At 68.1% G+C, this 17181-nt stretch carries 12 protein-coding genes; 7 read left to right on the top strand and 5 right to left on the bottom strand.

What is annotated here, in order from left to right; all coding sequences use genetic code 11:
• The first annotated feature begins 129 nt into the window (after window positions 1–129).
• Window positions 130–1572: a substrate-binding domain-containing protein gene (locus EDL96_RS11570; RefSeq protein WP_123826302.1), complete on the top strand. Its 1443-nt coding sequence runs from the start codon at window positions 130–132 to the stop codon at window positions 1570–1572.
• A 62-nt stretch (window positions 1573–1634) separates the two neighbouring features.
• Here EDL96_RS11570 and purH read toward each other — a convergent pair whose 3' ends face one another.
• Window positions 1635–3260, bottom strand: coding sequence for a bifunctional phosphoribosylaminoimidazolecarboxamide formyltransferase/IMP cyclohydrolase (gene purH, locus EDL96_RS11565; RefSeq protein WP_123826300.1), 1626 nt, complete (start codon window positions 3258–3260; stop codon window positions 1635–1637).
• A 112-nt stretch (window positions 3261–3372) separates the two neighbouring features.
• Window positions 3373–3945, bottom strand: a complete 573-nt coding sequence (gene purN / locus EDL96_RS11560; protein WP_123826298.1) for a phosphoribosylglycinamide formyltransferase — start codon at window positions 3943–3945, stop codon at window positions 3373–3375.
• A gap of 68 nt (window positions 3946–4013) precedes the next feature.
• Between purN and EDL96_RS11555 the strand changes: the two genes are divergently transcribed.
• Window positions 4014–4505 carry a hypothetical protein gene (locus tag EDL96_RS11555; protein WP_123826296.1) on the top strand — a complete coding sequence of 164 codons (492 nt, stop codon included), beginning with the start codon at window positions 4014–4016 and terminating at the stop codon, window positions 4503–4505.
• 21 nt (window positions 4506–4526) lie between these two features.
• On the opposite strand, the gene EDL96_RS11550 is transcribed toward EDL96_RS11555, so the two are convergent.
• A complete protein-coding gene (locus tag EDL96_RS11550) occupies window positions 4527–6227 on the bottom strand; it encodes a cell division protein PerM (RefSeq protein WP_123826294.1) in 1701 nt (566 codons plus the stop codon).
• Window positions 6228–6365: 138 nt separating this feature from the next.
• Between EDL96_RS11550 and EDL96_RS11545 the strand changes: the two genes are divergently transcribed.
• The gene (locus EDL96_RS11545; protein WP_123826292.1) at window positions 6366–7553 is read left to right on the top strand and encodes a glycosyltransferase family 4 protein; all 1188 of its coding nucleotides are present in this window, start codon (window positions 6366–6368) and stop codon (window positions 7551–7553) included.
• A 244-nt stretch (window positions 7554–7797) separates the two neighbouring features.
• Complete coding sequence (locus tag EDL96_RS13385) at window positions 7798–7953, top strand: hypothetical protein (protein WP_158609605.1); 156 nt, start codon at window positions 7798–7800, stop codon at window positions 7951–7953.
• 19 nt (window positions 7954–7972) lie between these two features.
• Here the strand turns inward: EDL96_RS13385 and EDL96_RS11540 are convergent, their stop codons facing one another.
• Entirely contained in the window at window positions 7973–11107 is a 3135-nt protein-coding gene (locus EDL96_RS11540; protein ID WP_123826290.1) for a hypothetical protein, read from the bottom strand.
• A 180-nt stretch (window positions 11108–11287) separates the two neighbouring features.
• Between EDL96_RS11540 and EDL96_RS11535 the strand changes: the two genes are divergently transcribed.
• The 3 genes from EDL96_RS11535 (at window position 11288) to EDL96_RS11525 (ending at window position 17059) form a co-directional block, all read left to right on the top strand.
• Window positions 11288–14296 (top strand): DEAD/DEAH box helicase, encoded by a 3009-nt coding sequence (locus tag EDL96_RS11535; RefSeq protein ID WP_123826288.1) that lies wholly within the window; start codon window positions 11288–11290, stop codon window positions 14294–14296.
• Between the two features lie 169 nt (window positions 14297–14465).
• A complete protein-coding gene (locus EDL96_RS11530; RefSeq protein ID WP_123826286.1) occupies window positions 14466–15656 on the top strand; it encodes a hypothetical protein in 1191 nt (396 codons plus the stop codon).
• 275 nt (window positions 15657–15931) lie between these two features.
• The gene (locus EDL96_RS11525) at window positions 15932–17059 is read left to right on the top strand and encodes a VIT1/CCC1 transporter family protein (protein WP_123826284.1); all 1128 of its coding nucleotides are present in this window, start codon (window positions 15932–15934) and stop codon (window positions 17057–17059) included.
• A gap of 22 nt (window positions 17060–17081) precedes the next feature.
• Here EDL96_RS11525 and EDL96_RS11520 read toward each other — a convergent pair.
• Window positions 17082–17181: integrase core domain-containing protein (locus tag EDL96_RS11520; RefSeq protein WP_148079895.1), on the bottom strand; the 100-nt coding region annotated here is incomplete at its 5' end.

Genomic DNA, 17181 nt, shown 5'->3' with positions numbered 1-17181 from the left:
ATGAGACACCCACCCCGGCCCGGTGCCACACTGATCAAGTAGATGTACGTGCATGATTGATGGTGCCACTCCCCCGGTGGCCCGTCATGTGCCCCCGTTCCTCATCCCCCCGTGAAGGAAACCGACCCAGTGCCGTATTCGCAGACCCTCCGTGCCCGGCGTGAGGCGGAGAAGAGAAGGGCAGGGCTCCGTAGGGCAGCCCTGGGTGCCGGAGTCTTCGTGGTCGTGGGAGCGGGTGGGTTGCTGAGCGTCATCCAGAGTGACCGGGACCGTGGAGCAGTACCGGATTCCTGCAAGGAACTTCGGCCGGTGGTCGTGGTGACCGAACAACCCATGGCGGAGATCCTCAGAAACAAGCCCGTGGACGGGCAGAGCTGCATCCAGCTGGAGATCGTGGCCGAGTCCAGTTCCCAGACGGCAGCCCGCGCGGAGGCGGGTGAGCTGGGTGAACAGTTGTGGATCCCGGACTCCACTGCGCGGTTGTCGGAATCGTCCATCGGCTCCGAGGTCCTGATCCACACCCCGTCCCTGGCCAGTTCCCCAGCGGTGGTCGTGGGTAGGGACCAGGTCGAGGTCCCCGAAACCTGGAGCGAGGTGCTGGCGGACGAGTCACTGCTCATGAGTGACCCGGCGGTGGATGCGGGCGCCTTTGCCGCCCTCCAGGGGGTTGCCCACGACGTCGACACGGGAGCGGTCTCCGAAGAGAGCGCGGTGAGAGCCCTGACTCCTCGCGCCACCACGCAGGGGGTGGACAGCCCCGTTCTCCTGGCACCGGAACTGCTGGCTGACGTGCGCGACAACGGGACGCGCGCTGTGGTCTCAGAACGGGCCTTCCTCACCGGCCGAGCCAAGGCCGGGGGCGACCAGCTCACGGCCGTGACCCCGGCGTCGGGAACCGCTTTCCTGGATTTCCCCCTGGTGATTCCGTGGGAAAGCGGCGACTCGACAGCACTCCTGCCCGACGCTGCCGACGAGGTCCAAGGCTGGCTCCGTTCCGACGACGGACAACGGGTCTTGGCCGCGGCGCACTACCGGACGCCCCAGGGGGAGACCCCGGACCCGGACGCGGTGACGGTCCCGGCGCGGTTCCAGAAGCCTGCGACCGAGATCTGGGAGACCGTGGATGGCAAGACCCAACGAGCGACCCTCCGAGACAACTTGTCCACTCGCAGTCCCAGGTCCGGCGGCCACACCGAACTGCACCAGAGCACTTTGGCGGCCTTCCGGTACCAACAGGAGAACTTCAAGACCGGCCAGCTCAACGCGGTGGTCTTGATCTCCGACGGCGAGCGCGGGTCGTCGCCGAATGCGGCGGGCCCGCATGAGGACGACGTGGATGAGTCCGTTCCGCTCGACCGGTTGCTCAAGCACCTGGGCTCGGAACAAGACCCCGCCCGACCCGTCGTCATCATCACCGTGGAGACAAGCGGCGAGACGGGCGCCGGACCTGGGGACGACTCATTGTCCAGGATCTCCGAGGCGACGGGGGGAAGTCATCTCACGGACAGCAGCCCCGCCGACCTGCGCGCGGCGCTCAGGGACGCCGTGGTCGCGGAGGCCGACGTCGGCTGACGCCCAGCTGTCGGGACCCGTGCCCTAGGAACCTGAGCGCAGAGGCTTAAGCCCCACAGGCCTCAGTGGAAGAAGTGGCGGGCTCCCGTGAAGTACATGGTCACCCCGGCCTCCTGAGCGGCGGCCACCACCTCGTCGTCGCGAATCGAGCCGCCCGGCTGCACCACAGCCCTGATCCCTGCCTCCAGGAGCACCTGGAGGCCGTCGGCGAAGGGGAAGAATGCATCCGACGCGGCCACGGCACCCTGGGCGCGCGGCGTTCCGTCCTCCGCAAGGGTGTTGGCCCGCTCGATGGCCAGGCGGCAGGAGTCCACGCGGTTGACCTGGCCCATGCCGATGCCGACCGTGGCACCGTCCTGCGCCAGCAGGATCGCGTTCGACTTGACGGGGCGCAGTGCCGTCCAGGCGAAGGCCAGGTCGGCCAGTGTGGCCTCGTCCGCCGCCTCACCGGCCACCAGTTGCCAGTTGGCCGGGTCGTCGCCTTCGGCCTGGACGCGGTCGGTGATCTGCAGGAGAGCACCCCCGGAGATCTGTCGGTAGTCCAGCGGGTCCCGGTCGAAGCCCTCCGGAAGACGGAGGACTCGCAGGTTCTTCTTGCTGCTCAGGATCTCGAGCGCCTCGGGCTCGAAGTCCGGGGCGACGATGACCTCCGTGAAGATCGGCTTGACCCCCGCCGCCATCCCGGCGGTGACCGTGGCGTTGACCGCGATCACGCCGCCGTAGGCGGAGAGCGGGTCGCACGCGTGGGCCTTGAGGTGGGCATTCGCCACGGGATCCTCGGCATCGCGGTCGGCCACCGCCAGGCCACAGGGATTGTTGTGCTTGACCACGGCCACAGCGGGTTCGGTGAAGTCGTAGACCGCACGAAGCGCGGCATCCGCGTCCACGTAGTTGTTGTAGGACATGGCCTTGCCCTGCAGTTGCTCGGCCTGGGCGATGCCCGGGGACGCCGCGTGATCCACGTAGAGAGCGGCATCCTGATGCGGGTTCTCGCCGTAGCGCAGCGTCTCCGCGCGCTCGAAGGCCAGGCCCGCGTAGGGCGGGAAGGTCAGCGCCGCACCGTCTGCGTTCGCACCGGCGTCCTCCGGGAACTGTTCCTGGCACCAGGTGGCCACCGCGGTGTCGTAGGCGGCGGTGTGGGCGAAGGCCGCCGCCGCCAGGCGCCGTCGTGCGGCCAGGTCGAAGCCGCCGTCCTGGGTGGCCTGGAGGACGTCGTCGTAGCGCGTCGGGTCCACCACGACCGCGACCGACGGGTGGTTCTTGGCCGCCGCGCGAACCATGGAGGGGCCGCCGATGTCGATCTGTTCGATCACGGCGTCCTGGCCCGCACCGGACTTGACCGTGTCCACGAACGGGTAGAGGTTGACCACCACCAGGTCGAAGGGCTCGACCCCCAGGTCGGCCAGCTGCGTGACGTGGTCCTCCTTGCGCCGGTCCGCCAGGATCCCGGCGTGGACCCGCGGGTGGAGGGTCTTGACGCGGCCTTCGAGGCATTCGGGGAAGCCGGTCAGATCGGCGACCTCCGTGACGGGGACGCCCGAGTCCGCGATGCGCTTTGCCGTGGAGCCCGTGGACACGATGGAGACGCCCTCTCGGTGCAGTCCGGCTGCCAGTTCCTCCAATCCGGTCTTGTCGTAGACGGAGATCAAAGCTCGTTTGATCGGTGCTCGGACCTGGTCGTTCGTCACGTGATGCAGCTCCCGAGGTTGGCGTTCGGTGCGGATGTGAACCGTTGATGCACGGTCAACCCGAGCGCTCTAGCATCGGGCCGCTGTCAGTCTACGACGCACCCGGACCGAGTCATTGTGCGTCGGCGTCGGCGCACAATTCGGCGACGACGTCGACGAAGAGCTCGCGTTCGGCCATCTTGATGCGTTCGTGCAAGGTCGCCTCGTCGTCCTCGGGCAGGACGGGCACCGCGACCTGGCCCAGGATCTGCCCGGCGTCGACCTCGGGGACCACCCGGTGGACCGTGGCGCCGGTGATCTTCACCCCGTGTGCCAGGGCGTCCCGCACGCCGTGGGCCCCCGGGAAGGACGGCAGCAGCGCGGGGTGCGTGTTGATCAGTGCCGGTGCGAAAGCGGTCACGAATTCTTCGTCGAGGATCCTCATGAACCCGGCCAACAGAACCAGATCGGGTTGATGGCCCGCCACGATCTCCTGGAGGGCCCGGTTCCAGGTCGGCCGGTCAGGGTGCTCGGCCGGTTCCACGACGAACGTCGCGGCTCCGGCCGCCTGGGCACGTTCGAGCCCGTGGCAGTCCTTGTCCGCCCCGACGGCCACGACCGTCGCGTCGATGCGCCCCGCTGCCACGGCGTCCAGGAGTGCTTGCAAAGTGGTTCCGGACCCGGAGACGAGTGCAACGATACGCATGGGGCGATCCTAACCTCCGGCGCTGCGAGCGCCCCGGGCCATCTGAGACAACCGCCTACAGTGGACCCATGAGTTCCGCTCCCTCCAAACCCCCGCCCAGCCCTCCCCGTCGGCCGGAGACCTCCGGGTCGGATTCCGTGGACGGGCGGGATCAGGGTTCAGGACCCGAGGGACCGGTGGACGGTCCGTCTCGGCGACCGCTCAACACGGCGCTGTTGGCCCTGTTCGCGGCCGGAGCGTCGATGTTCATGACCAGCGGCCCGTTGTGGATGACCGTGGCGGGCATGGTCGCGGGAGTCGCAGGGATCTTCTTCGCCGTCGTCGCCCTGGTGCGCCTGCGGCTGGCCGAACGACGCGCGGTGATCGTGTTCTCGGCGTTGGTCGCCATGGCGGTGGCCGGCTTCGGCCTGGTGACCGGCGGCGTGCGGCTCGCGTTCTGGGACACCGTCTCCACCTACGAACGGTGCATGACGGACTCGGTCACCATCTCCGGGCAGGCCGGGTGCCAGCAGGACATGGAGAACAACCTCGAGGGGATCCTGCTTCCGGGGCTCGAATGACCGCGTGCTGACCCGCCGGTCTCAGCGGTCGCGTGCCGCCTTGCGCCGGGCCCTGCGCTTCTCCGCCGCGGCGTAGCGCTTCTGGGCCTTGCGGTCGGCCTGGAGGCTTCGCTCCTGCTGCTTCCGGGCGATGTCCTCGCGGCGCTTGGCTTCCCGGTCACGTTCCCGGGCTCCACGCGAGACCTTTGACTTGCCCTTGGCGGTCGCCGTCGAACCGCCGCGGCTCTCCTCCGGGCCGCCGTCCGCCGTCGTCGGGTCGGGCCGGCCCTCCTCCCCCGTGGTCGGGCCCATCTCGAGGAGTGCAGGGGTCTCGATCGTCGACGCGGCGGGTTCGTGCGGAGCCTCAGTTACACGGGGGGAAACATCGGCGGGCGGCGCCGAGTTCACCCCAGTGGCCGCCAGAGTCCGCCCCTGCTCGACCCAGGGAGCCACCGCAACTCCGACGGCGGCACCGACGGCGACCTCGATCCCCACGGCCAATGCCATCTCCCAGGTCTGCGGTCCCACCAGGCTCAAGCGCCCCAACCCGAGTGAACCGGACGCCAGTCCGGCCAATGCGGCCGCCAAGACGGCCGTCGCGGCACCGATGACCAGACCGGAGACCACCACGACCACGGGAGCGGAGACCACCCGCCACGGGATACGGATGGCGATCCACTCACCCAGGTGGTTCTCCCCCTCGCGGACGAACCACCACCCGGCGAGCAACCCGCAGAGCACCACCAGGACGGGCGCTGCGGCCAGCACCGTGGGAGCGTCCTGCGGCGGGAGGGCTCCGAGGATCGGCAGGAGAGGGATGGTCTCGGCATTGGTCCCGGCAGGAGAGACCAGCGACCCCTCACCCAGGTAGAACCCCGCACCTGATGCCCAGGACAGGGCCCAGACCAGGAAGTTCGGCAGCAGGGCCACGTGCAGCACCGCGAACACGGTGTCACCGGCGGCGTCCGAACCGAGCTGCTGCTGGATCGCGATCACCTGCTGCCACCCGAGGGTGAGCGCGAACGCCAGGACCAGTGCGCCGACGGCCACGGCGGCCACCATCGCAACCCACGCCGCACGCAGCACTGCCCACAGGTAGGAACCCGCCCACCGCATGTCCTGACCGGCTTGACGTGCCGTCTCCACGGCACGTGCTCCGACCAGTGCCGCGGGCGTGCCTCCAGCGACCAGGGCACCTGCAGCGGTGAAGGCAAGGACGATCAGCCCCCCGAAGGCCACTGCGCTCCACGGCGACGCAGCCGCGGCCCGTGAGGCGGTCACTGCCGCCACCAGGGCCGCCACCGCCGCGTGCACCACGGCCGTCGTGAGGACGACCCCCGCCAGCCCGGCGCCCGACGGAGCCCGGCGCGCCATGCGGGCCCCGGCCAGGAAGGCCATGGACGCGGTCAGGAGGCTGAGCCCGAGGGGTGCCAACGTCACGGTCTGAGCCACCGGTCCGGCGCCCTCCAACGGTGCGACGGAGACATCCAGCGGTACCCCGAGCGACAGCAACCACAGTTGACCGCCCAGCCCCAGGCCCGGGACCCAGCCCAGGTCCGCAAATCCTCCGGCGATCACGGACAGCAGGACCACGAGTTCCACGACGGCCAAGGACCCGAGCGCGATCAACACACCGGGAACCACACCCTTGCCCCACGCGACGTGGGGTTTCCGGTCCGCCCCTCCACGGTCGCGTGGGCTGCGGGGAAGAGTCTGAGAGGAAGTGGGCGCGGCGTTCGACATCGCCTCTATGGTCGCACGGTTGACCGGCAACCCCCGGTCGCCCGGGGGCCAGGCGACGTGTACTTGTTCACGGTTCTTTCACCCCGATGCCACGCGCGGGTCGGTACGGCGAGATGTGGGCGACCGACCATCGCAAGTGTGAGAGTTGCCGTGATCGCCGAACAGTTCCTCCCCCACATGAACGGCGTGACCCATTCGGTCATCCGGGTTCTGGAGCATCTCCGAAACCGAGGTCATGAGGTCATGGTGGTGGCCCCGGCCGCAGACCCCCTTCAGCTCGTCCCCACCGTCGAAGCCCTGGACGGACCTGCGGCCGGCGCTCCGAGCCTCACCGGAGTCCCCGTGCATCGCCTGCCGGCCTTCCCACTGGCCGGGTACCCGGAGGTTCGGGTGGCGGGCGGCAGCGTGCAACGTCTCCGCAAGATCCTCACCCGCTTCGGTCCCGACGTCGTCCACGTCGCCTCACCGTTCGTGCTCGGGTGGCGGGCGATCCAGGCCGCCCATCAGATGTCGCTGCCCACCGTGGCCGTCTATCAGACGGAGGTGCCGGGTTACGCCACTCGGTACGGGGCCCCGTTCCTGGAGGAGGTCCTGTGGCAGCACGTGAGCACCATGCACAATCTGGCCACCCTCACTCTTGCTCCCTCCACCGTGGCCATCGACCAGCTGAGCCGCCACGGCGTCGAGCGCACCCACATGTGGCGCCGCGGCGTCGATGCCGGGCGTTTCGATCCCGCCAAGCGTGACGAGCAGTGGCGACGACGCGCGGCGGGTGACGACCTGCTGATCGGTTACGTGGGTCGGTTGGCTCCCGAGAAGCAGGTCGAGGACCTGCGAGTCCTCGACTCCATTCCCGGGGCACGTGTGGTGGTGGTGGGTTCCGGCCCGGACCGTGAAGCACTCGAGAAACAGCTGCCTAACGCGTACTTTGCGGGTTTCCAAACGGGCGAGGAACTGGCCAGGTCCATGGCCTCTTTCGACGTTTTCGTACACCCCGGAGAATTCGAGACATTCGGTCAAACAATCCAGGAGGCCATGGCCTCGGGTGTGCCCGTGGTTGCCACGGGGCGGGGTGGCCCCATCGACCTGGTCGATCAATCCCGTAACGGCTGGTTGTACGAGCCGGGCAATCTCGGGCAGTTGCGGGCAAGCGTCGAGGACCTGTTGGGCGACACCACCAAACGAACGGCATTCTCCCGCGCCGCCCGCGCCACGGTGGAGAATCGCACCTGGTCAGCCATCGGGGACCAGCTCATCACCCATTACGAGAAGGCGTGGATCCTCACCGGTCGGGGCGCCAGAATGCGGTCCAGAACGGCATTCTGAACTCGCGGGTCACGGACCCCGATATCCTCACAAGGATATCGAACGGTTGGAGGCGCACCGGTATCGCCCGTCGTGGAGAACATGGTTAGGTGCAGATTCCGGCTCTGGGAATGCATCGAACCATGTTCCGGACGATTAGGTGCACGCGAAACGGGATTGGCCACTTCCGAGGGGCTGGCGCTTGGGCCCATCCTGCGTAGAATGCGGGGCACTCCTACTATTTTCCTGAGGAGGCCTGACGAACGTGCTGACACCCGATGTGATTGAAAGCGTCATCCTCATCCTCGTCCTGGGCTGCTTTATAGTGGTGGTTCTGGCTTCCGTCATGACGTTGATCTACCTCCCCAAGATTTCCCGCCGGTTGAATCGTCTGGAAAATCAGGGGCCTCCTGACCGCTGACTACACCTCGCCACGCCCGTCACCCCATCAACTTGGCCACCAGGACGCGGGCGAAGTCTTCCGAGACGTCCCCGTAGTTCAGGGAGAAGTCCTCGTCCACGCGCGTCGGCAGGACACCCGAGCAGAGCACCGTCGCGCGGGCGTACAGACCGGGCAGTTCTGCCCCGATCGGCACCGAGAGCAACTGCAGGTCCTCGTCCCAGGAGACCAGCGGGTTGCCCGCCTGCCGGGCCGCCAGATGCTTGCCCAGACCGGAGCTCACGCGCCTGCCGTGACCGGAAGCGACGTCGTCGACGGTTCGGAACACGTACCGGGTCCGGTGATGGTGGTTGATCCGGTACAGGCCAGGCTGCTCACGGTCGGTCGTGGCCTGCCAAGTGGCATCGGCCGGCTCGAACAGCTCCGCGACCCCGTTGTACTGCATCTCCGTGCGAGCCAGCCCCGCTTCCACGGAGGACAGCGGCGCCAGCGTGTCCAGCATGACCGGGCCCGCCTCGTACACCACGTCGCACAGCCCCTCGGGCAGCGCCTCCTGGAGCTGTTCCAGGTCCACGTCCTGGACCAACGACGACGCATGGTCCTCGGGTGAGAGCGTCACCAACGCGCCACCCTGGGATTCGGCGGCCTGGGCAACCAGTTCTTCCTTGTCCGGCGTCCATCCTCCGCTCAGCAGGATCGACCCGTCCACGAGCCGGGTGAGCGCGGGCGAGCACACCTGCCAGCGACGCACCACCCAGTTCTCGTCCCGGATGACCTCGAGGAATCCGAGGGCTTGGAGGTGCCCCACGAACCATTCCTCGAACCGTTCCGTGTCCACCAGTTGACGGGCCACGATCGACAGGGTCGACCGCTTGCCACCACCCAGGAACGTCAGGGCGTCCTTGAACGGACCCCAGGACGTGGGGTGATCCCCCTCGTCCGGGCCGATGAACTGCAGCGATTCCACGGACCCGACCTCGGAGACCGCAGAGAGCTTGGTCAGCCGGCCCGGGTAGCGCTTCTCCAACCCGCAGTCCCGGCACCGGCCGAAGACCCACGGCGCCTTGGCCTTGGGGTCCATGGGGGGAAGGATGATGCGGTGCTTGCCCGAGGCCAGGCAGGATGCGCCCTCGTGGGCGGGCAGGACGTTCTCCCGGGCCACCAGCAACTGCCCCTCGGCCGAATGCCATCCCGGGACCGTGGGCAGCTCCACCGCGGCCACGTTCGCCTCGGGCATCTGGACAGGATCCAGATTGTTGAAGGCGCCCTGGACGTACTCGTCGGGCAGTTCGGCGACGGTGGACGCGGTCACGGGCCACAGTGCGTCGTCGTCCGTGTGGACCATCTCGCCCTCGTAGCCCAGGGAACGCTGGGTCATGTAGAACGACGTGTCACGCACGGAGTAGGGCATACGTTGTTTGACCGTGCGTCCGGCCTTGAGCACCAGCACGTAGTCGTTGGGCTTCAACCCGCCGGAGGCGCTGGCCATGGGGGTCCCGTCCGTCGAGATCTGGAACGGCGGGACCAGACCCTCGGCGAGCTTGTGGCGCTGGAGGCGGAAGGTTTCCGGGTGACGCCACTCCACGTCCAGCGTCAGGGGCTCGTCCGTGTCGGACACCACGGTGATCTGCGGCGGGCGCTGGGCCGACCACCGGACCACGTCGCCGGGAATGCGCAGACCACCTGACAGACGGACCGTGGGCACCAACCGCGGGACCAGCCCGGAGAAGTTGTCGTTGACGGTCAGTTCGGGGTTACCGGCTCGCAGCACCTGGACGTCGTCGAACATCGCCCAGCCCTCCGGCAGCCCGCCGGTTCCTGCGGGCACGAAGGTGTAGTCCGGGGAGGCCGAGTCGTCCAGGATCGAACGCATCTGGCTCAACATGGCCTCGTCTTCGCGCACCAGGACCCGGCAGGGCCAGGCCGCGGGGATGTGGTCCACGGAGATGAAGGTGTCCGAGAACGCGTCCTTGGCGAAGACGACGACGGGCCGCGCCGTCCGGTCGAACCGGTGTGCCCCGGCGGAGAGCCGCAGCTCACCCTCCAGGAGGGATGCCGGTTCGATGCGCGCGGTCAGGGCCGAGATCCCCAGGTAGGCGTCGCCGATGTAGGACAGGAACAGCGTGCGGGGCCCGGCCGTGGTCTCCAGTTCGACCTCGCGCTCGGTCATGAATCGCTTGGGCACCACGAACCCGAACTCGAAGACCTTGTTTCCGATGTAGTCCATCGAATCCACCAGGGCCAAGGAGGCCGAGTGCTGCCCGGGCTTGCTCGAGACGGAGCGGGTGACGGGCGTGGGCCCGCCGGCCTCGGCACGCGACTTCTCCCAGCGGGCCAGCTCGGCGCGGGCAACCTCAAGGCCCGGGTAGCGGGTGACGGACGTGGACCAGATCTGACGCATCGACTTGGACACGTCCGTGTCCGCCACGTCCAACCAGAAATCCACGTACACACCCAGTTCCTCGGGCGAGAGCCCTTGAGCCGTGGTGAGCTGCATGTCGGCGAACATCTGGTGCAGCTGGCGGCGCTCGGAGTCCCCCAGCAAGGTCTGGGACAGGGCCAGACCCACGGGGCGCTGGTTGAGTGCGTCGCCGACGGGCAGCCCGACTTCGCCGTCGCGCAGTTCCAGCCAGTACCGCAGCGCGTCCCAATAGGCCTCCGTGTCCTTCTTGAAGGAGGCCTCCAGGGCCTTGGTGTCCTGGCCAGCCTGCAGCAGCACGGCCAACGGCAGGTAGAAGGCGGAGGCCGACTTGTTACCGGTCTGCGACGCCAGGCGGGAGGTGTGCCGCCCGGCGAGCGCGAACAGCGCCAACAGCGCGACGACGGGCGGCGGGGCCAGTTCGGACAGGGTGTCCAGCTGTCGTCGGGAGTCGCGGTACCAAAGGGTGGTCAGGCGCGTGAAGGCCTCGAAAACGGGAGTACGGGAGCCGTCCAGGACCAGCAACGGCGTGACGGAGTCTGCGATGGCGCGCAGGGTGGCCGGGCCGTCCAGCCCGTGGTCCTGGCCGATCTGCGCCAGGGCCTTCTCGTCCAGATCCAGGAAGACCAGTTCCCCCGCCTTGTGCTCTCCGAAGAATGCCGCACAGACGGCGTCATTCCACTTGAGGTACCCAGCCTCGGCATCGTTGCGCGCGATGCGGTGTTGGCCGAGAGCAAGCGAATTGGTCTCTGTCACTGCGCCCTCCGTCTGCGGCGATCGCGCCGCTGTGATGCTCTTTGCGTCGTCGTCCCGCGCGCACGGCGACCGCGGGGCCGCGGGCGCTGAGATCGGTGGGGACGGGTCATGAGTATATGTGCGAGAGGCGGGGCCCGCGCCGGTGTTCGCCGTGGATTGCCGAGTCCTAGAATGACCAGAATGACCACTTCTGCCGCCGAACCCCCCGAGGGGCGCCGCACGTCGTCATGGCAACGCGCCCTGGCCTCCGTGTTCGACGACGACGCCCTGGCCCAGGAGGTCGAGGACCTCGAGTACGAAGGGCCTGCGATCGGCCTCGAGTTCGATCTGCAACTGCCGACCCTGCGCCGCGTACGCCGTGAAACCGCCGGCGCCCCGTTCTCGTTGGGGATGCGCCCGGTCCGGCGGGGACGCCGTGGCACCTGGATACGGAGCGGCCTGGACTGGGACAAGGTGGTCGAAGCCGGCGTCTCGGGCTTGCTGACCGCCGAACAGGCGGACTGGTTCGACGAGGTCCGGGCGTTGGCGACCGTTCGTTCCCGCCACGTGGTCCACGACCGGCACTGGATCTACCTGGAGCACTACGAATCCCCCGTGCTGTGGTCGCTGCTCGCGCGAGCCCCGGAACTGGAGATCGAATTCGTCACCAAGGGCCACGCGCGTCCCGTGACCGTGATGGGTCCGGGTCGGTTCCAGATCGACCTCGTCCACGACGACCAGGAGAACCTGGTGCTGCGCCCGGAGGTCGTGATGGGTGAGGCCGAGGACCGCCGGCACCTCCCCCTGGACGCGGCCGGAATCGTCGGGGCACCGGGTCACGGGCTGTTCTTCCCGGACACCGATCAGGAATCCGTGAGCAGGACAGAGGACCTCAACACCTTCGCGCTGGCCCTGGTACCGCTGGGCACACGACTGACCCGCGAGCAGCGCCAGTTCCTGGAATCGGCCCGGGAGGTCACCGTCCCGCGCGAGGAGATCCAGGAATTCCTGGACCGCTGGTTCCCCCGCCTGCACCAGCGGATCGGCCTGACCAACGACGACGGGTCCATTGAGCTCCCGGAAGTCGCCTCCCCGGAAATGGTCCTGACCGTGACCCACGACGACCTCACGGTGCGGTTGGAGTGGGAATGGGAGTACAGCCAGGCGGGACAGCGCATTCGCCTCCCCTTCCGTCCCGCGGATCCGCTGGGCACGGAACCCGTCAAACGCGAATCCACGTGGGAGACGGCCATGACCAAGGCCGTCACTCGCCGGATCCCGGACCTGGAGTTCCGTCGCTCGGCCTACGTGGGGTACGACGCCGTGGTCCTCCTCCGGGACTGGCTCCCGGACCTGGAAAAGGTCCACGACCTGCGCATTGAGACCCGGGGCACCGCCCCGGCGTACAAGCCCTCCGAGGAACCACCGGAAATCACGGTCTCCACGCTGCCAAGTGACCACCGTGACTGGTTCGACCTCGGGGTCACCGTGCGCGTGGGTCAGTTCTACGTGCCCTTCGCCGATGTCTTCAGGGCCCTGGCTCAGGGCCAGGACGTCATGATGCTGCCCGACGGCACCTGGTTCGCCCTGGATGCACCACGCTTCGAACACCTCCGCGAGCTCCTGCGTGAAGCCCGCTCCCTGCAGGACGCCCCGAATGACCAGCTACGCATCTCCAAGCACCAGCTCGGACTGTGGCAGGACCTCGAGGAACTCTCCGACCGCAGCGAGGCCGTGAGCTCCTGGACGGAGGCCGTGACCCGGCTGGCCACGCGAGAACCCGTCGATCCCGTTCCACTGCCCGCCGGTCTGAACGCCCGGATGCGCCCGTACCAGGTGGACGGTTACCGCTGGCTGTGCGCGCTTCACGACCTCGGCCTGGGCGGCATCCTGGCCGACGACATGGGCCTGGGCAAGACCCTTCAGGTCATCGCCATGTTCCTCCGGGCCCTGGAGAACCGCACCGGCGCCCCCAAGCCGTTCCTGGTGATCGCCCCCACCTCCGTGGTTCCCAACTGGGTCACCGAGATCCAGAAGTTCGCCCCGGGCCTGCGGGTTGCGGCAGCCACGGGCACCGCGAACGGTTCGGGTGAGCAGCCCCGCGCTCTGGGCGCGGAGAACGACGTCGTCGTGACCTCCTACGCCCTGCTGCGGCTGGACGAGGCGCTGTGGCGCGAACTCGAATGGGAAGCCGTGGTCCTGGACGAGGCCCAGTTCCTGAAGAACCCGCGCACCCAGGCCCACCGCGTGGCGCGGGAACTCCGGGCGGGCAGCACGATCGCAGTGACCGGAACGCCGTTGGAGAACGGGTTGACTGACCTGTGGGCGCTGCTGGGCCTCAGCGCACCGGGACTCTTCCCGTCCCGCAGGAAGTTCGTGGAGGACTACCAACGTCCGATCGAGGTCTCCGGTGACCGCAACGCCCTGGCCCGATTGCGTCGTCGGGTCGCACCCTTCATGTTGCGCCGCACCAAGGACGCCGTGGATCTCCAGCTGCCCCCCAAGCTGGAACAGACCCTGCGCGTCCAGCTCACGGAGGAGCACCGCAAGTTGTACGACCTCCACCTGCAGCGCGAACGCTCCAAGGTCCTCAAACTGTTGCCCGAACTCAACCGCAACCGGTTCACCGTCTTCAGCTCCCTGACCAAACTGCGGCTCATGGCCCTGGACCCGTCCCTGGTCGACCCGGAGCTCGAGACCAATTCCTCCAAGTTGGAGGCCTTGTTCGAGCACCTCCCGGAGATCGTCGCGGAGGGCCACCGCCCGTTGGTGTTCTCCCAGTTCACGGGCTTTCTGAAACTGGCTGCGGCGCGACTGGACCGGCTGGGCATCCCCTATTCGTATCTGGACGGGGCCACCCGGGACCGCACCGGCGCCATCCAACGGTTCCGGGACGGGCACACCAAGATCTTCCTGATCTCCCTCAAGGCCGGTGGAACCGGTCTGAACCTCACGGAAGCGGACTACTGCTTCCTCCTGGACCCGTGGTGGAACCCCATGGCAGAGAACCAGGCCGTGGACCGCGCACACCGCATCGGTCAGGACCGGAAGGTGATGGTCTACCGCATGGTGGCCGCCGGGACCATCGAGGAGAAGGTCATGGAACTCAAGGAACGGAAGGCCCAACTGTTCGACCAGGTCATGGACGACGACGGCACGTTCTCCTCGGCCCTCACGGAGCAGGACGTACTGGCCCTTTTCGAGCGCTGAAACATCTTGACGAACCGGTAACTTCGGGCGCATGATGACACGTCAACTTTTTGGCGTCGTCACATTGGCGCCGTTTCCCCACGGTTTCAGCCGCTGTTGCTCTGGCACGTGAATTCCGCCCCGCGGTGCAATAGCGTGAAGTCTCGATCCCCCAGGAGGTGTCCCGGACGTGTACACGGTACCCACCGGCCTCCCGCGCTTCGAAGATCGGCACGGCGCACTGGTTGCCGACATGCTCGATCGCGGGCTGCGGCCCGATCAGATTCGACGCCGCTTCCTGTTGCTGCACCCCCACGAGTCCTCGGCACTGCTCGATCAGCTCCTGGTGCAGCTCTCCCCCAAGTACACGGCGGACGAGGCCGCGGCCATGACCGCGTTCTACACCGAGACGCAGATCCGGGTGGGCGTGGAACTGACGGTGGCGCGCATCGCGGGTTTGGAACCGGATGCCGAAGCGGCCTGCACCCTGGACGAAACCACGTTCGCTGCCGTCGAGCAGTTGTTCTCGGCTTTCGACCCCTCCGGGGACACCACCCGCCGCATCCTCGGTCGTGTGGCGGCTCTGCGCCGCTCGCAGGCCGACGGGTGCAAGTACGCCCTGGCCCCGAACGACTACGAGCGCATGCGCACCGAACTCGGCCGACAGGTAGGGCTGGAAGAGGCCCCCGCCTGGCCCGCGCCCTGGCCGGAAGTCGCCTACCGCCTGGGGAACGGCCTGTGGAACAGCGCTCTCACCTCCCTGGGATTGGAAGTGCCCTCGCGCCACGGAACGGAGGTGGACGCGACCGGACGCAACGCGGCACCGGATGCGGCTCAGGAGATCCAGCGGCTGGATGACCCCGGCATCGGACTGATCACCCCGTACGTACCCACCGAGCAGATCCCGGAGTCCGTCTGGGACGAACTGCGCGACCTGATCGCCCAGGACCTCGCGGAACTGCCGTGGAAGAGCCAACTCGTGCTCAAGTACGACCGACCCGTGCGCGGCAATTCACCTTCGGCCTGGGCCGGCAGCGGCCCTGAGGGCCTGACCTGTGCGCTGTCGACCACTGTCAGCGTCCCGGCCACGTCCTGGCCCCTTGACGAGGCCTATTTCGACGAAGGCGACTGGGAGGAACCCGCGAGCTGGGACCGCCCCTGGACCGCCGGCCCGTTGGACGCCGTGACCGCCGCCGAGCGCATGATCGACGGTCTGCGATTCGGCCGACTGTGCGAGGACCCCTACCGGTTCCGGTGGGGTACGTCGCCGGACGGACTGGGCGGCTTCGACCCGGTGTCTGCCACGAACGTCGGTCGGGAATCGTTGAGCGTTACAGATCGCCCCGCGCGCGGCGAGGTCATTCCTCTGCACGGGCGGTGAACCCGGCGGCATCCCACTGCGGATGCGGCACGTAACCAAGGCCACGATGCGTGTGGTGGGCACTTGCCGTAAACTTTCGGGCTCGAAGGGGAGTAGTTCCACGCACCCGCCGGGCAACCGGTGTGGCGCAGCGGCCAGTCGACACACCGGATCTCTTGGAGGAGTCCCGGCTGGTCACCCGGAGACGGGCGAGCGAGACCTTCGAATCGGCACCGCGTGCCGCATCCCATCGATGATCACGGGACCTGAACTCCCGCGAAGACAAGGACTCCTCCATGGCTGAACAACCCATCGCGCCCGCCCACGGCTCCGTCGGGCCCACTCCCGCCCAGATCCGCCGGTGGCGCAAGTACCTCGCCGACGAACGCGCCGAGGCCGAGATCTACCGCCGCCTGGGTGAATCCAGCACCGGTCGGCAGCAGGAGATCCTCCTCCAGGTCGCTGCCGCCGAAGGGCGCCATTCCCAGCACTGGGAGACCAAACTCGGCCCGCACGCCGAGCGCACCGTCGGCCCGTCGCTCAGTTCGCGGGTCCTCATGTTCCTCGCCGAGCACTTCGGGTCCGTCTTCGTCCTGGCGTTGCTGCAGCGCGCCGAATCCCGCTCCCCCTACGACGGCGACGCCGACGCACCTCCCGCCATGGCCGCGGACGAGGCCGTTCACGAAGAGATCGTTCGCGCCCTGGCCAACGACGGCCGGCAGCGGCTCTCGGGTAACTTCCGAGCCGCCGTCTTCGGCGCCAACGACGGCCTGGTCTCCAACCTCGCTCTGGTCATGGGCGCGGGGGCCACGGGGATGGCCCCGACCATGGTCTTGTTCACGGGCATTGCCGGTCTCCTGGCCGGTGCGCTGTCCATGGGTGCCGGCGAGTTCGTCTCGGTGCGCTCCCAGCGTGAACTGCTCGAGGCCTCCTCGCCCACGCAGGTGACCCTGGCCGTCGCGCCGGATCTCGATCTGGATGCCAATGAGCTCGAGTTGATCTACAAGGCCCGCGGGATGTCGCCGGAGGCCGCCGCCCACCGGGCGCAGGAACGGCTGGGCCACCTGGACTGTGACTGCGACCCGTCATTGTCCTTCAAGGATCCGGCACCCGAGGACGAAGAAGGCCCGGGCGAGCACGTGGCCCTGGGTACCGACCTGGGAGCCGCGGCTTCGAGCTTCTGCTTCTTCGCCTCGGGCGCCGTCATCCCGATCCTTCCGTACCTCATCGGCATGAGCGGTATCTGGGCCATGGTCGTGGCCATGGCACTGGTCGGGGTTGCCCTGCTGATCACTGGCGGGCTGGTCGGGCTGCTCTCCGGGGCCTCTCCGCTGGCTCGCGGCCTCCGCCAGCTGGCCATCGGCTACGGCGCGGCGATCGCGACGTACGGATTGGGCCTGATCTTCAACACCTCGGTGGCCTAGATGTACTCGGCCACGACGTTGGTTACAGGCGGCTGGTCGGAGGTAGTCCGTCGAGTGCGCTGTGGCGGCGTTGAGTGTTGTAGATGTTCAGCCAGGGGTCAAGCGCCTCTTTACGCGCCTGG

The sequence above is a fragment of the Kocuria soli genome, assembly GCF_003797835.1.
Lineage (GTDB): Bacteria > Actinomycetota > Actinomycetes > Actinomycetales > Micrococcaceae > Kocuria > Kocuria soli.
This window is presented reverse-complemented; position numbering and strand designations above follow the sequence as displayed.

What these genes read in the sequence shown, in the direction of transcription:
- purN (WP_123826298.1), bottom strand. Translation starts at nt 3,945, where the DNA reads ATGCGTATCGTTGCACTCGTCTCCGGGTCCGGAACCACTTTGCAAGCA.
- EDL96_RS11555 (WP_123826296.1), top strand. Translation starts at nt 4,014, where the DNA reads ATGAGTTCCGCTCCCTCCAAACCCCCGCCCAGCCCTCCCCGTCGGCCG.
- EDL96_RS11550 (WP_123826294.1), bottom strand. Translation starts at nt 6,227, where the DNA reads ATGTCGAACGCCGCGCCCACTTCCTCTCAGACTCTTCCCCGCAGCCCA.
- EDL96_RS11535 (WP_123826288.1), top strand. Translation starts at nt 11,288, where the DNA reads ATGACCACTTCTGCCGCCGAACCCCCCGAGGGGCGCCGCACGTCGTCA.
- EDL96_RS11525 (WP_123826284.1), top strand. Translation starts at nt 15,932, where the DNA reads ATGGCTGAACAACCCATCGCGCCCGCCCACGGCTCCGTCGGGCCCACT.